Origin of the sequence: Amycolatopsis sp. NPDC004079 (genome assembly GCF_040610415.1) — a bacterium.
Lineage (GTDB): Bacteria > Actinomycetota > Actinomycetes > Mycobacteriales > Pseudonocardiaceae > Amycolatopsis > Amycolatopsis halotolerans.
The window spans coordinates 79,399-92,914 of record NZ_JBEXMH010000012.1 but is presented as its reverse complement, the minus strand read 5'-3'; the positions used below and the strand labels follow the sequence as shown (position 1 = coordinate 92,914).

At 68.2% G+C, this 13,516-nt stretch carries 17 protein-coding genes and 1 pseudogene; 7 read left to right on the top strand and 11 right to left on the bottom strand.

Annotated elements, in window-relative coordinates:
* Nucleotides 1-67 precede the first annotated feature (67 nt).
* Nucleotides 68-298, top strand: a pseudogene (locus tag ABZX37_RS15580) (transposase); the annotation flags it as partial.
* 14 nt (nt 299-312) lie between these two features.
* Here ABZX37_RS15580 and ABZX37_RS15575 read toward each other — a convergent pair.
* A complete protein-coding gene (locus tag ABZX37_RS15575) occupies nt 313-810 on the bottom strand; it encodes a helix-turn-helix domain-containing protein (protein WP_354739915.1) in 498 nt (165 codons plus the stop codon).
* A gap of 79 nt (nt 811-889) precedes the next feature.
* On the opposite strand from ABZX37_RS15575, the gene ABZX37_RS15570 reads away from it, so the two are divergent.
* On the top strand, nt 890-1,534 hold the full coding sequence (locus tag ABZX37_RS15570) for a dihydrofolate reductase family protein (protein WP_354739913.1): 645 nt from the start codon (nt 890-892) through the stop codon (nt 1,532-1,534).
* Nucleotide 1,535: 1 nt separating this feature from the next.
* Here the strand turns inward: ABZX37_RS15570 and ABZX37_RS15565 are convergent, their stop codons facing one another.
* From ABZX37_RS15565 to ABZX37_RS15540, 6 genes are all read right to left on the bottom strand, one after another.
* The gene (locus ABZX37_RS15565; protein WP_354739911.1) at nt 1,536-2,390 is read right to left on the bottom strand and encodes an amidohydrolase family protein; all 855 of its coding nucleotides are present in this window, start codon (nt 2,388-2,390) and stop codon (nt 1,536-1,538) included.
* Nucleotides 2,391-2,403: 13 nt separating this feature from the next.
* The gene (locus tag ABZX37_RS15560; protein WP_354739909.1) at nt 2,404-3,966 is read right to left on the bottom strand and encodes a benzoate-CoA ligase family protein; all 1,563 of its coding nucleotides are present in this window, start codon (nt 3,964-3,966) and stop codon (nt 2,404-2,406) included.
* A gap of 10 nt (nt 3,967-3,976) precedes the next feature.
* On the bottom strand, nt 3,977-5,398 hold the full coding sequence (gene boxB, locus ABZX37_RS15555) for a benzoyl-CoA 2,3-epoxidase subunit BoxB (protein WP_354739907.1): 1,422 nt from the start codon (nt 5,396-5,398) through the stop codon (nt 3,977-3,979).
* Nucleotides 5,399-5,402: 4 nt separating this feature from the next.
* A complete protein-coding gene (boxC, locus tag ABZX37_RS15550) occupies nt 5,403-7,040 on the bottom strand; it encodes a 2,3-epoxybenzoyl-CoA dihydrolase (protein ID WP_354739906.1) in 1,638 nt (545 codons plus the stop codon).
* Between the two features lie 32 nt (nt 7,041-7,072).
* Nucleotides 7,073-7,510 (bottom strand): hypothetical protein, encoded by a 438-nt coding sequence (locus tag ABZX37_RS15545; RefSeq protein WP_354739904.1) that lies wholly within the window; start codon nt 7,508-7,510, stop codon nt 7,073-7,075.
* Between the two features lie 62 nt (nt 7,511-7,572).
* Complete coding sequence (locus tag ABZX37_RS15540) at nt 7,573-8,007, bottom strand: MarR family winged helix-turn-helix transcriptional regulator (RefSeq protein ID WP_354739902.1); 435 nt, start codon at nt 8,005-8,007, stop codon at nt 7,573-7,575.
* 59 nt (nt 8,008-8,066) lie between these two features.
* Between ABZX37_RS15540 and ABZX37_RS15535 the strand changes: the two genes are divergently transcribed.
* A complete protein-coding gene (locus ABZX37_RS15535) occupies nt 8,067-8,531 on the top strand; it encodes a DUF1579 family protein (protein WP_354739900.1) in 465 nt (154 codons plus the stop codon).
* Between the two features lie 4 nt (nt 8,532-8,535).
* Complete coding sequence (locus ABZX37_RS15530) at nt 8,536-9,393, top strand: alpha/beta hydrolase (RefSeq protein ID WP_354739898.1); 858 nt, start codon at nt 8,536-8,538, stop codon at nt 9,391-9,393.
* Here the strand turns inward: ABZX37_RS15530 and ABZX37_RS15525 are convergent.
* Entirely contained in the window at nt 9,383-10,144 is a 762-nt protein-coding gene (locus tag ABZX37_RS15525; RefSeq protein WP_354739896.1) for a fumarylacetoacetate hydrolase family protein, read from the bottom strand. The genes ABZX37_RS15530 and ABZX37_RS15525 overlap by 11 nt on opposite strands.
* Nucleotides 10,141-10,938 carry a 2-keto-4-pentenoate hydratase gene (locus ABZX37_RS15520; RefSeq protein ID WP_354739894.1) on the bottom strand — a complete coding sequence of 266 codons (798 nt, stop codon included), beginning with the start codon at nt 10,936-10,938 and terminating at the stop codon, nt 10,141-10,143. Before ABZX37_RS15520 ends, ABZX37_RS15525 begins: the two co-directional genes overlap by 4 nt.
* Before the next feature lie 152 nt (nt 10,939-11,090).
* Here ABZX37_RS15520 and ABZX37_RS15515 point away from each other — a divergent pair, with 152 nt between their 5' ends.
* From ABZX37_RS15515 to ABZX37_RS15505, 3 genes are read left to right on the top strand one after another with little or no spacing between them, the layout of a single operon-like run.
* On the top strand, nt 11,091-11,594 hold the full coding sequence (locus ABZX37_RS15515; RefSeq protein WP_354739892.1) for a VOC family protein: 504 nt from the start codon (nt 11,091-11,093) through the stop codon (nt 11,592-11,594).
* A 42-nt stretch (nt 11,595-11,636) separates the two neighbouring features.
* Complete coding sequence (locus tag ABZX37_RS15510) at nt 11,637-12,203, top strand: hypothetical protein (protein WP_354739890.1); 567 nt, start codon at nt 11,637-11,639, stop codon at nt 12,201-12,203.
* 42 nt (nt 12,204-12,245) lie between these two features.
* Nucleotides 12,246-12,647, top strand: a complete 402-nt coding sequence (locus tag ABZX37_RS15505; RefSeq protein WP_354739888.1) for a CoA-binding protein — start codon at nt 12,246-12,248, stop codon at nt 12,645-12,647.
* Here the strand turns inward: ABZX37_RS15505 and ABZX37_RS15500 are convergent.
* Nucleotides 12,644-12,850: a hypothetical protein gene (locus ABZX37_RS15500; protein ID WP_354739887.1), complete on the bottom strand. Its 207-nt coding sequence runs from the start codon at nt 12,848-12,850 to the stop codon at nt 12,644-12,646. The genes ABZX37_RS15505 and ABZX37_RS15500 overlap by 4 nt on opposite strands.
* Nucleotides 12,847-13,515, bottom strand: coding sequence for a response regulator transcription factor (locus ABZX37_RS15495; RefSeq protein WP_009084133.1), 669 nt, complete (start codon nt 13,513-13,515; stop codon nt 12,847-12,849). Before ABZX37_RS15495 ends, ABZX37_RS15500 begins: the two co-directional genes overlap by 4 nt.
* Nucleotide 13,516: the final 1 nt, after the last annotated feature.

Genomic DNA, 13,516 nt, shown 5'->3' with positions numbered 1-13,516 from the left:
GCGCCACGCCCGGGCTGCCGCTGGGCATGGGGTCGGTACCGGACCGCCCCGCAACGCCGATGTGACAGGCTTTCCGGTGCCGCCCCGCAGGTGGGTGGTGGAACGAACCTTCGACTGGCTGACGAGGTGCAGACACTTGGCACGGGACGACGAGCGCAAAACCGCCCGCACCGAGGCCATGATCCAGTTCGCGATGATCCGGCTCATGGCCGCGCGCCTCGCCGACGAACACATCGAACCCCGCGGCCCCATCGAAACCGAAGCAGCCCGTCGCCTGGAAGAAGACCTGAAGGACTGACCGCCCAGGTTTCCCTACCCCCGCTGAGCGACGGCCTCCGCGTAAGCCGCCGCCAGACGTTCCGTCGCCGTCGGCCCGTCGCCGTCAGGCCGGGGAATTCCCAAGTGCCGCTCCCGGAGTTCCGCCATGAATTCCTCCCACAGCGGCGGCCCGCCCGCTTCCAGCAGTTCCGCCCGCACGCGCAATTCCGGCGTCGTCGGGCGGTGCCGCAATCCCCAGCTTCCGAGCTGCACCAAAACCGGAACCAGCTGAATCGCCGCTTCCGTCAAACTGTAAGTCGCGCGCTGGCCGCGGCCGGCCGAGTCGCGCGTGAGCAATCCCGTTTCGGTCAGCGTGCGCAATCGGTCGGCGAGGATATTCGACGCGATTCCTTCCTCGGACCGCGACTGCAATTGCCGGAAATGCCGCCGGTCGCCGAACATGATGTCGCGCAGGACCAGCAGGCTCCACCGGTCGCCGATCACCTCGATCGCGGCGTTGATCGGGCACCCCGAGCGCGGACCGTCCGGCATCGCACACACCTCCTCCGACCACTTGCACTTTACCATCACCTCCGGCATAGTGCTTGCAAAAGACAAGCAGGGGGTTCCGATGCTGGTACGCGTCCAGTGTTTCAACGTTTCCGCCGACGGCTACGGCGCCGGTCCGGACCAAACCCTCGAGCAGCCGTTCGGCCATCCCGATCCGGGACCGCTCTTCGCCTGGGCCGGGGCCACCGCCAGCTGGCCCATGCGCGGCGAACCGGGCGGCACCCGCGGGCTCGACGACTACTTCACCCGCGACATGCACCGCAGCGGCCACGTCGGCGCGGAAATCATGGGACGCAACAAGTTCGGCCCGCACCGCGGTCCGTGGGAGAACCACGACTGGCAGGGCTGGTGGGGTGACGAACCGCCGTTCCGCACCCCGGTCTTCGTGCTCACCCACCACGAACGGCCCTCGATCACCTTGGGCCAGACCACTTTCCACTTCCTCGACACAACCCCGGAAGAAGCGCTCGCGCAGGCGAAGGAAGCCGCTGGCGACAAGGACGTACGGATCGGCGGCGGCGTCAACACCGTGCGCGAATTCCTCGACGCCGGTCTCATCGACACGCTGCACATCGCCGTCGCGCCGGTCGAACTCGGTGCCGGGGAACGGCTTTGGGAGAGCCCCGACGAGCTGACCGACCGCTACCACCTGGAGAAGATCCCCAGCTCCAGCGGGGTCGTGCATCATCTGTTCTGGCGCAAGTAACTCAGCGCAGGCCGGGCATCAGCCGTAACGCGTTGCCGGACAGCACCCCGTCCAGGACGTCAGCGGGCAAACCCAGATCAGCGACCGCGCGGACGTTCACCGCGGTTCCCGGCACTCCAGGCCAGTCAGTACCGAAGATCCATTTCCGCGCCAGCCGCACGAGGTCGAAGCGCGCGTAGTACTCCGGCAGTTTCTTCGGCGGCAGCCCGGCGAGGTCGAGCCACACGTTCGGCCTCGCCTGGGCCATGAACGCCGCGACGTCGTACCACCAGCCTCGGCCGCCGTGCGCGAACACGAAGTTCACCGACGGGAAGTCTTCGACCACATCGGACAGCAACGCAGGATCCCCGTAGCTGGCGCGGGAACCGGGGAAAACCGACAGTCCAGAGTGGAGGATCACCGGGACCCCGCGTTCGGCGCACAAGGCGTACACCGGGTACAACTCCTTGTCCGCCGGGGAAAACGCGCCGTGCACCGGGTGGATCTTCAACGCCACCGCGCCCAGCGCGAGCTGCCGTTCCACCTCGTCGACCAGCGGGTGGTGCAGATGCGGGTTAACGTTCGCCACCAGCCGGAACCGCTCCGGGTTGTAAGCAACCAGCGGCAGATTGTCTTCGATCGCCTGAATGCCAGTAGCCCGTGGACTGTATTCGCAGAACAACAGCACCCGGTCGACGCCCTCGCTCGCCATGAGGTCGTCCATCGCCGCGGGGAGCACCGTGCCGTCCGCGTCGTACACCGTGCGCCACGGGTATTCGCCGGCGAAGTCGCGCGCCCAGTCCAGCCAGGCGGGTTTGAGCGTGGGCAGCCGCGGAGTGTGCACGTGGGCGTCCACCACGAAGTGCTCGTCGATCATGCCGGCCAGTCGATCACGATTGCGGCTGCGGCACGAGCAGCGACTCGCGCACCATTTCGCGGATCACGTTCCGCCGGATCTTCCCGGTCGCGGTCTTCGGCAGCTCGGCCATCTCCACCACGCCGCGCGGCCGTTTGAACGCCGCCAAGCCCTCCCGGCAAAACTCGATCAGCTCCTCAGCGTCCACAGTGGCCGATGGAGCGGCAACGACACACGCCACCGGCTTGTCCAATCCGTCCTCGTCCGGCGCGGCGACCACCGCGACCTCCGCCACCGCCGGATGTTGCAGCAGCCGTTCCTCCACTTCGGACGGAGACACCCAGATCCCGCCCGCCTTCAGCATGTCGCCGAACCGGCCGAGACAGGTATAGGTGCCGTCCGAGTTGCGCACGTAACTGTCCCCGGTCCGCAGCCACGGACCCTGGAAAACCTGTTTCGTAGTCTCGTATCGCGCCCAATACCCTGTCGCGACGGACGGACCGGACACGAACAGCTCGCCCGCCCGGCCCGCTTCCGAAATGACCGCGCCCTGCTCGTCCCGGAGCTCGACGGAGTACCCCGGCACCGCCACCCCGGTGCTGCCCGGGCGCACCGCACCCGGCTGGTTGGACAGGAAGATGTGCAACGCCTCGGTCGACCCGATCCCGTCCAGAATCTCGACCCCGAACCGCGAACGGAACCGCGTGAACAACGCCGACGGCAACGGCTCCCCGGCCGAAACCGCGTACCGAACCGAGGAAAACGAGTCGTCCGGTACGTCGCTGGCCAGCAGCGCCGCATAGAACGTCGGCACTCCGAAGAACAACGTCGGCCGGTCCGCCCGCGCCCGCGCGGCGATGATCCCCGGCGTCGGACGCGCCGGCTCCAGCAGCGTCGTCCCTCCACAAGAGAGCGGGAAGAACGCGGAATTCCCCAGCCCGTAAGCGAAGAACAATTTGGGTACCGACAGGAAGCGGTCCGAAGAGGACACTCCCAGCACCTGCGACGCATAAGTCGAGCACACCGCGCGGATGCTTCCGTGCCGGTGCATCGCACCCTTCGGCTGCCCGGTCGTGCCCGAGGTGTACAGCCACAGCGCGGGCGAATCCTCCCAGGTCGGCGCGGCCACGACGTCGTCCGTCGGGGTCAGCGGCCACCGATGCGTCCGCACCCCGGCCGGGAATTCCGCCGGATCCGCCCGGTCGAGCACGACGTCGGTCACCTCGGGCGCACTGGTCAGCGCGCCGGCCGCCTGCGCGGAAAACTCCCCGGACACACAGAGCACCCGGGCCCGCGAATCGGCGAGCACCTGGCCCAGCTCCAGCCCGGTGACCATAGTGGACACTGGCACCGCGACCGCGCCGACGAGCATCGCGCCGAGGATCCCGCTCAGCAGTTCGACGTCGTCGACCATGCAGAACATCACCCGCTCCTCCGGCCGTACGCCGAGGGCGCGCAGTCCGGACGCGACCCGGTGGGTCTCGGCGGCGAGTTCGCCGTAGCTGAGCGTGCGCCGCGGCGACACGACCGCGAGCGCGTCCGGACGGCCGCGGCCGAGCAGGTACTCCGCGGCGTTGAAGTTCGCGGGAACCGTCATCGGTGCCCCCTCAGGTGAGGTACACGTACTCGTAGTCGAAAGGTTTTCCGTTGATGCCCTGCCTCGGCGGCGCGACCCAGCTGGCGATCTTCCCGCGCTCGTACACCGGGTGCATGAGCGACCGGACGAACGTCAGGTCCTCGGCCGTCGGCAGCCATTTGTGCCGCGCTGCCTCCCACGTCGCCTCGTCGACGATGCTGCCGTCCGGGGTGACGTGGTGGCCGGAGTTTATGCCCACCTCGCGGTTGAAACCAGGGTGCGGCAACGCGAACCGGAAGTCGATCCCGGCGTCGCTCAGGATCTTGTTCCACCGGTTGACCCCGGTCTGGCAGTCCGCCGTGTACTCGCCGCGCAGGTCGAGATTCAGCAGCAGGATGGCCTGCAGTTCATCGGACGTCCAGGTCCCGTCGTCGCGCGGGCGGTCGAGCAGGCGGGCATCCTCGGTGAGTTTGTGGTCGTCCTTGCGCCGCGCCTCCTGCCAGCGGCCCTTGAGCCCGGCGGTGTAGTAGTTCGCCGCGTTCGTCGACGTCTCGCTGCCGAACAGGTCGAGCGACACCGTGTAGTGGAAGTTCAGATACCGCTGGATCACCTCCAGCGGAATCCCACCGTGCGAGGCGATGTCGTACGTGTCGTGCTCGCGGATCAGCTCCGCGCTGCGCAGCACCACCCGGTCGACGCCGGTGGTGCCCACCATCATGTGGTGCGCCTCCTCCTTGAGCATGAACTCACAGGTGCGCGACAGCGGGTCGAACGAGCTTTCCTTCAACGTGCCGAGCTGGTATTTCCCATCGCGGTCGGTGAAGTACGTGAACATGTAGAAGGCGAGCCAGTCGGCGGTCTCCTCGTTGAACGCCCCGAGGATGCGCGGCGCGTCCGGGCTGCCGGAGTTGCGCAGCAACAGGCCCTCGGCCTCGTCCCGGCCTTCGCGGCCGAAGTACGCGTGCAGCAGGTACACCATCGCCCACAGGTGCCGCCCCTCCTCCACGTTCACCTGGAAGAGATTGCGCAGGTCGTACAGCGACGGCGCGGTGAGCCCGAGCAACCGCTGCTGTTCGACCGACGCCGGTTCGGTGTCGCCCTGGATCACGATCAGCCGCTGCAGGTCGGCGCGGTACTCGCCGGGCACCTGCTGCCACACCGGTTCGCCGGCGTGCTCGCCGAACGCGATCCGCCGGTCCTGTTCCCGCTCGGCGAGGAAGATGCCCCAGCGGTAATCCGGCACGTTGACGTGGTCGAAGTGCGCCCAGCCGTCGCGGCCGACGCTCACCGCGGTGCGCAGGTACACGCCCTCGGTTTCCAGCGTGGGGCCCATTTCGCCCCACCAGTTCATGAACTTCGGCTGCCAGCCCTCGAGCGCGCGCTGCAGCCTTCGATCGTCGGCGAGGTGCACGTTGTTCGGGATTTTGGCGTCGTAGTCGATCTTTTCGGGCATCGGTTCAGACCCGCTTCCTGTCGAAGACCGCCTTCTGACCGGTGCCGTAGCGCCGCAGTGCGCCCTCGGGACCGGAGGCGTTCGGTCGGGTGAAGATCCAGTTCTGCCAGGCGGTCAGCCGCCCGAAGATCTTGGTTTCGATCGTTTCCGGGCCGACGAACCGGTGGTTCGCCTCCATCCCGGTGAGCGCGTCCGGCGACAGCGACGCACGGCCTTCCAGCGCGATCCGGATCTCGTCCTCCCAGTCGAGGTCGTCCGGAGCGTCGGTGACCAGGCCGAGTTCGACGGCCTCGGCGGCGCTCAGCGCACGGTCGCGTTCGCGGGCCAGCCACGTCAGGTGGTCGTCGTCGCCGTAGAACCGCGACTCGAGCCGGGTCAGGCCGTTGCCCATCGGGAAGACGCCGAAATTGGCTTCCGACAAGGTGATCGACGCGCGTTCCGGCGAATCTTCGTTGTCGATCGGCGGCCCGTCCAGCAGATACTGCCGATCCGCCGCGAAGGCCAGCTCCACCAGCGAGCCCGCGAAGCAGCTGCCCGGCTCGATCAACGCGATCAAGGTGCGGCTGGTGACGTCCAGCCGCTTCAGCGTGCGCTTGTAGTAGTGCAGGATTTCGTTGCTCAGCCAGTCTTTCCCGCTGAGCACGACCTCCTCGTGCGCGAGCACCGCCTCCGGATCGCCCTCGGTGCGCAACACCCAGGTGCCGAGGTCCGGTTCGTTCGTGCGCAGCCGCAGGATCGCGTCGTCCAGCTCGCGGGTCAGCCGCAGCAGCCAGCCGTCGAGCCGCGGTTCGCCTTCCGGGCCGAGCACGGTGAGCGTGACCAGCGAGTTCGGCCGGTCATACGCGACACGAACGTGCCGGTACTCGATTCCGTCGTCGGTGATCGACGGCTCCAGCGGCGCGAGTTCGATTCCCTGTTCGGCAGGAAGCCGGTCGGATTCGGCGGCCAGGTCGTGCGCCCGTGACAGCACCTTCTCGCGGAACCCGACGCGCGGCACCAGCTCGTCCACCAGCCGCCAGTCGACCGCGGTCCGGCCTTTGACCCCGTCCGGCCGCGTGGCGAACACGTCCGCGAGGTCCCGGCGGACGCGCCGTTTGTCGACCACCCGGGTCAGCCCGCCGGTACCGGGCAGCACGCCGAGCAGCGGCACCTCGGGCAGCGCGACGGTGGACGAGTTGTCGTCCACCAACAGGATCTTTTCGCAGGCCAGCGCGATCTCGTAACCACCGCCGGCGCAGCTGCCGTTCACCGCCGCGACGTAGGTCTGGCCGGAGAACTCGGTCGCGTCCTCGATGCCGTTGCGGGTCTCGTTGGTGAACTTGCAGAAGTTCACCTTCCACTCGTGCGGCGACGCGGCGAGCATCCGGATGTTGGCCCCGGCGCAGAACACCTTGTCCTTGGCGCTCGTCACGATCACCGCGCGCACCTGCGGATGTTCGAACCGCAGCCGCTGGGTGGCGTCGTAGAACTCGATGTCCACGCCGAGGTCGTACGAGTTCAGCTTCAGCTCGTACCCGGGCACGAGGCCGCCTTGTTCGTCGACATCCATCTCCAGCCAGGCGACCTCGCCGTCGACGGTCAGCCGCCAGTGCCGGTAAGTGTCCGGATGCCGCTCGAAGGTGACGGGTGTGGTGGTGGTCACGCCTCCGAGTGTCTACACAGTTTCAACGAACGTCAATGTTGTGTAGACATTTGCCCGGCGACGCTCACCCGGTTGAGCCGCATGGTCGCCCAGCACGCGAATACCCACAGCGCGATCGCCGCGAACGTGTCGGTGAAGATCGTCGCGAACCAGAACGCCGGGACCCGCGGGACGCCGACGAGGAAGTGCCCCGCGCTCGCCAGCCCGGACAGCGAGTAGACCAGCAGGAACGCCAGCGACCGCCAGTACCGGCCGCGCACGTAGGCGCGATAACCGAGCGCGCCGAACGCGGTGAAGACGACCCAACTCAAGGCCACCACGACCTGCGCGACCGGCACGCTGATGCCCGGCACCTGCGGGTAGTCGGCGGCGCGCACGAGGTTGTGGGTGTAGTGCAGGACCGTGCTGACCAGGGTGAACGCCAGAATCACCCGCAGCGGGCCGAGTCCCTTCTCGTGCAGAACGTCCATGCCGCTCGCCCCCTTGCGATTTGATAGATCGCTCTAGCGGGAGAGTACTACCCGCGCTCCGCTCAGACCAGATCGCGCAACGCGCGAAGTGTGCGCAGGGTCGTCTCGATGTCTTTCTCGGACAGGCCTGAAGCGACGCCGTCCGCCCATTCGGCCTGCCTCGAGCCCAGGATTCGCAGCGCGGCCCGCGCTTTGGCGGTCAGCCGCAGCAGGGGCGCGCGGGCGTCCGCCGGATTGTCGGCACGGGAGAGCATTCCGTCTCGCAGCAGGCGATTCACCGTCTCCTGCACGCTTTGCCGCCGCAGTCCGCGCCGCCGGGCCAGCTCCGCCGCGGTGGCGGGACCGTCTTCGAGGAAGCCGACGACCTGCCATTGCGCAGCAGTCAAGCCCGCTTCCGCGGTGAGTGCGTCGCCTGCGGCCAACAGCGCGCCGTTAGCCACGAAGACCTCATTGACGAGCTGGGTAAGGCTTTCCGCGCGGGGCGTCCTCGATGGCATGCGTGCTAGTGTTCCACTTCGACAGGTACCTGTCGAAGCCTAGGGGGACACTCATGGAAATGCCCGTCGTCGGCGCCGCGCACGAAGCCCTTGCCGCACTCGTCGGAGACTGGTCGGGCACCGAAGAACTCGCCGCCGCGCCCTGGGCTCCCGCCGCGACCGCCACCGCGACCTGCAGTTACCGCCGCGCGCTCGACGGATTCGCCGTGCTGGAGGACTACGTCCAGACCCGTGAAGACGGCACACGCATGCTGGGACACCACGTCTTCACCGTCGACCCGGCGACTGGCGACACGCTGTGGTTCGGCTTCGACAGCTACGGCTTCCCGCCCGCGTCTCCCGCACGCGGCGGCTGGCGCGACGGCACCCTGCGCCTCGAAAAGCAGACCGAACGCGGCGTCGCGATCCACCGGATCACCCCGGAAGGGGACGTCCTCACCCACGAAATCGACGTCTGGCTCGGGTCCGACGACGATTTCCGCCCGTTCCTCCGTGCCCGCTACCTCCGGAGTGCGCGAGACTGACCCCATGACCGAGCAGACCCTCGAAGCAGACGGCATCACCCTGTGCCACGAATCGTTCGGCGATCCGTCCGCGCCGCCGTTGCTGCTGGTGATGGGCCTCGCCGCGCCGATGATCTGGTGGGACGACGAGTTCTGCGCCCAGCTCGCCGAGGCCGGCTTCCACGTGCACCGGTTCGACAACCGCGACGTCGGGCGCTCGCAGTGGTGGACCGGCCGGGCCAGCCTTCCGCTCGCGTACCTCCTGCGATCCGCGCCGTACTCGCTCGGCGATCTGGCCGACGACGCGGGCAAGCTGCTCGACGCACTCGACATCGAGAGCGCGCATGTGGTCGGCACGTCGATGGGCGGGATGATCGCGCAGGAGTTCGCGATCCGGCACCCGCGGCGGGTGCGGACGCTGACCTCGATCATGTCGACCACCGGCGCGCGCACCGTCGGCCTGCCCAGCCCGCGCGCCGCGCTCGCGATGCTGGCCCCGGGGCCGCGTACGCGCGAGGACTACGTGACTCAACTGGTGCGCACGTCGAGGCTGATCGGCTCACCCGGTTACGTGTTCGACGAGGACCATTTCCGCCAGCGCGCGGAACGCACGTACGACCGCGGCCTCAACCCGGCAGGCGTGTTCCGGCAGCTCGCCGCGATCCTGTCCTCCCGCGACCGGACCGCCGATCTGCGCCGGCTTTCCTTGCCGTCCTTGGTGATTCACGGTACGGCCGACCCGCTGGTGAACGTGTCCGGCGGCCGCGCGACCGCCCGCGCGCTGGGTGCCGACCTCGACCTCGTGCCCGGCATGGGACACGACCTGCCGCGCGAGGTGTGGCCGCGCGTGATCGCCGGGATCAAGCGGCTCGCTACCCGCTGATCGTCACCGAGCCCAGGTTCGAGAAGTGCGCGGCGACGCGGGATCCGGGGCGCAGTTCGACGGCGTCGGTCATCCCGCCGGTCAGCACGAGCCAGCCCGGTTCCAGCGCCAATCCGCGCGCGGCCAAGGAATTCGCCGCCAACGCCAACGCCTCGGCCGGGTGTCCCTGTACGGCGGCACCGGTCGCGGTGTCGACGATCTGACCGTCCACTTCGAGCAACGCGGCTTCCAGCGAAAGGTCCAAAGAGGACGGTGTACGGCCGACCGAGCCGAGCCCGAACAGCGCCGAGGAGCCGTTGTCCGCGACGACGTCCGGCAGCGTGAAGCGGTAGTCGCGGTACCGGCTGTCGATGATCTCGATTCCGCCGTATACCTGGGAAACCGCGCCAAGAGCGGTAGCCGCGGTGACACCCGGACCGGCGAGCCGCTCGCCGAGCACGAACACCAGTTCCGGCTCCGCGCGCGGGTGGATGAGCTGCGGCGTCGGCGCGCCCGCGGGCAGCACCATCGCGTCGGTCAGCCACGCGAGCAGGGGTTCCACGACGCCCATCCGCTGCTGTTTCGCCCGCGACGTCAGCCCGAGCTTCACCCCGATCAGCGTCTCGCCGCGTTCCTGACGCAGCCGCAGGGCTTCGTCCTGGATCGCGTAGGCGGTGGCGAGGTCGAGGTCCGGCCAGGTGTCGGTGAGCTGCGCGCTCTCTTCCGTCCGGTTGAGCAGTTCCTGCGCTGCGGCAACGATATCGGCGGTCACTTTTCCTCCTCCGGAGCGAACACCGCGGTCACGCTGCCCAGGCCGGCCATGGTCGCCACGACGGTGTCGCCGGGGCGGACGGTCTGCGCGGCGGTCATCGAACCGGGCAGTACGACGTGGCCGGGCTCCAGCGTCACGCCGAGCGGGCCGACGGTGTTGGCCAGCCACACGAGTGCGTTGATCGGCGAACCCAGCACCGCGCCGCCCGCGCCGGTGGCCGCGAGCCGGCCGTTGACGTGCAGCGTGCAGCCGGCGAGCCGCAGGTCGACGTCGCGCAGGTTGGTCGGGCTGCTGCCGAGGATGACGCCGCCGGACGACGCGTTGTCCGCGACGGTGTCGAAGATCGAGATTTTCCAGTCGCGGACCCGGGAATCGACGATCTCCAGCGACGGAAGCACGAAGTCGACCGCGCGGACGGCGTCGGCGACGGTCACGCCCGGACCGCGCAGCGGCGCGCCGAGCACGAACGCGATCTCCGGTTCGATGCGCGGCTGCAGGAACCGCGTCGTCGGGATCGGCTGGTGTTCGAGCAGGAACATCGAGCTGGTGAGGTGCCCGAAGTCGGGCTGGTTCACGCCCATCTGGCGCTGCATCGCGGCGGAGGCGAGGCCGACCTTGTGGCCGCGCACCACGTCGCCCGCCGCCACCCACGCGCGGACTTGCTCCTGCTGAACGCGGTAGGCGTCTTCGATGGTGCCGTCGGGGAAGGTCTTCACGAGCGGATCGATCGGCTCGTGGCGCTCGTACGCGCTCGTCAGCAGCGCGACGGCGTCCTGCAGCTCAGCGGGTTCCACGGGACGGACTTTGCCTGACCGCGCCGCTTGAGCCAACCCGTTCGTTCCATTCACCGGTACGGATTACTTCTCTCGCTCGCTAACCTCTTGCGCGCGAGAGTTTGTCGGCGTACCGTTCCCCGTGTTGGCTCCCAGAGAGGACGTGACCCGAAATGGCACCCACCGAGACCGAAGTCGCCCAGCTCGCGCAGGCCCGCGACCGGCTGCGGGACCAGCACCTGCACCCCGCCGCGGAGCGCCCGGCGACCGTGGGCCGCGGCATCCACCACACCGCGCTGCTGTCCAGCGACGTCGAGCGGACGATCACCTTCTACCAGGACATCCTCGGGTTCCCGCTCACGGAGCTGATCGAAAACCGCGACTACCCGGGGTCGAGCCACTTCTTCTTCGACGTCGGCAACGGCAACGCGGTCGCGTTCTTCGACCTGCCCGGCCTCGACCTCGGCCCGTACGCGGAGGTGCTCGGCGGGCTGCACCACCTGGCCCTGTCGCTCACCCCGGAATCCTGGGCGGGCGCGCGCTCCCGGCTCGACGCGGCCGGCGTGAAGTACCAGGAAGAGAGCGGCACGTCGATCTACTTCGCCGACCCGGACGGCGCCCGGATCGAACTGATCGCGGACGACCTCGGCGAGATGTACGGGTCGAAGATCGGCTGAACCACTGGACTCGATGCGTCGCCGGGTTCAGAGTGTGGGCCCATGGGCGACTGGGCGGCTTCGCGGCGGAAAGCACGGCTCGACCGGCGGGAAGCGATCGACGAACTGATCGCGCAGGCCCGCTTCGAGGTGCGGCTGCATCTGGCGGAGCCGACCGCGGTGAGCCGGTACGACGACCTCGCCGAGGTTTTCGCCCTCGGCCACGGCGAGTGTGCCGCGTTGCTGGCTCACCGCCGCTTGCTGCCCTGGTGGGAGCGACGGCTGCTCACGCGATTCGCGCGTCGGCTGCACGGCCGCGCGATCGCGGGCAGCGTTGCCGATGTACCAGCGGGTACGGCTGTTGTTCAGGCTTTCCGAGTCGAAATCGCCCGTCTCCTTCCCGACCCAGGGGACACCGGTGCCCGCTATGACGTGCAGGGACGCGGTCTGCTGACGGTCTTTCGCCTCGCGCTCGGCGCCCGCGGCGAAGCATGGCCGGACCGGCACGAGGTCGCGTCCACCGTCGCACGCAATGTTCTGGTGTGCAGTTCCGCATTTCTGCGACGGTCGCCGTGGCAGGTGCTTTGGCCGGTCTATCGCGTCCGCGGCCTGCGGTTGTGGCGGCTGTGACTGTCGTGGAATCCCTGGCTGTGCTGGGATGTTGAGGAGAGTATGAAGCCCGAAGAAATCCTTGCCAGCGCACGCACGATCGCGGTTGTCGGACTGAGCCGCGACCCGAGCAAGGCCGCGCACGGCGTACCGGCTTCCCTGCAGGCGCACGGGTTCCGGGTCATTCCGGTGCATCCGTCGGCGACCGAACTGCTCGGGGAGAAGGCGTACCGGTCGCTGGAGGAGATTCCGGAGCCGGTGGATTTGGTGGACGTCTTCCGTCCGGCCGAGGAAGCGCCGGACATCGCCCGTTCCGCGGTTGCGATCGGGGCTAAGGCGTTGTGGTTGCAGCAGGGGATCGTGTCGGCGGAGGCTCGGCAGATCGCTTCTGACGCCGGGTTGGAGTATGTCGAGGATCGGTGCACTGCCGTGGTCCGAGCGGTGGCGGCGATTTCACTGGTTTAACCGGGGAAGTCCGCGATGATTTGTGCGCATTCCCTGGAACTGTGCACTGACGTTTCGCATTCGAGGTCGTAATCGCAGCGGGCGTGCACCGAGCCCCTGGATACCGAGAAATACGTCCCCGGCAGCAATTCCAGCAACTCCGTCGCGATACTCGATTTGCCGGAACTGGACGTGCCATTGAGGAAAACGACGTGCCCGCTCATCCGACGAGCCGATACCCCACCCCGCGCACTGTCTCGATCGTCCGCGTCCCGAACGGCGCGTCGATCTTCCGCCGCAAATATCCGACGTAAACCTCGACCACGTTCTCGTCGCCCTCGTAATGCGCGTCCCACACGTGACCGAGAATCTCGTTCTTGGTCAACGCCGCCCCCTGCCTGCGCAGCAAGAATTCCAGCAACCCGAACTCGCGGGCGGTCAACTCGATGCGCGTCTCTCCCCTGTGGACAGTGCGCGCGGCCGGGTCGAGCTGCAGATCCCCAGCGGTCAGCACCGCCGGACGAGCGGGCGCACCCCGGCGAAGCAGCGCCCGCAGCCGAGCCAGCAAAACGACGAACGAGAACGGTTTCGAAAGATAATCGTCCGCGCCGAGGTCGAATGCGTCCGCCTCGTCGTACTCGCCGTCCTTCGCCGTGAGCATCAGCACCGGCGTCCAATTCTCCGCCGCCCGCAAGCGTTTCAGCACCTCATAGCCGGAAAGCTCGGGAAGCATGATGTCGAGCACCACGGCGTCGTAATCGTGCTCCATCGCCGACCAGAGCCCGTCCCGGCCGGTGTGCGCGACGTTCACCGTGAACCCCTCGGCGACCAGGCCGCGGCGAAGGGTTTCGGCGAACTCCAGCTCGTCCTCCACGATCAGCAACCGCATG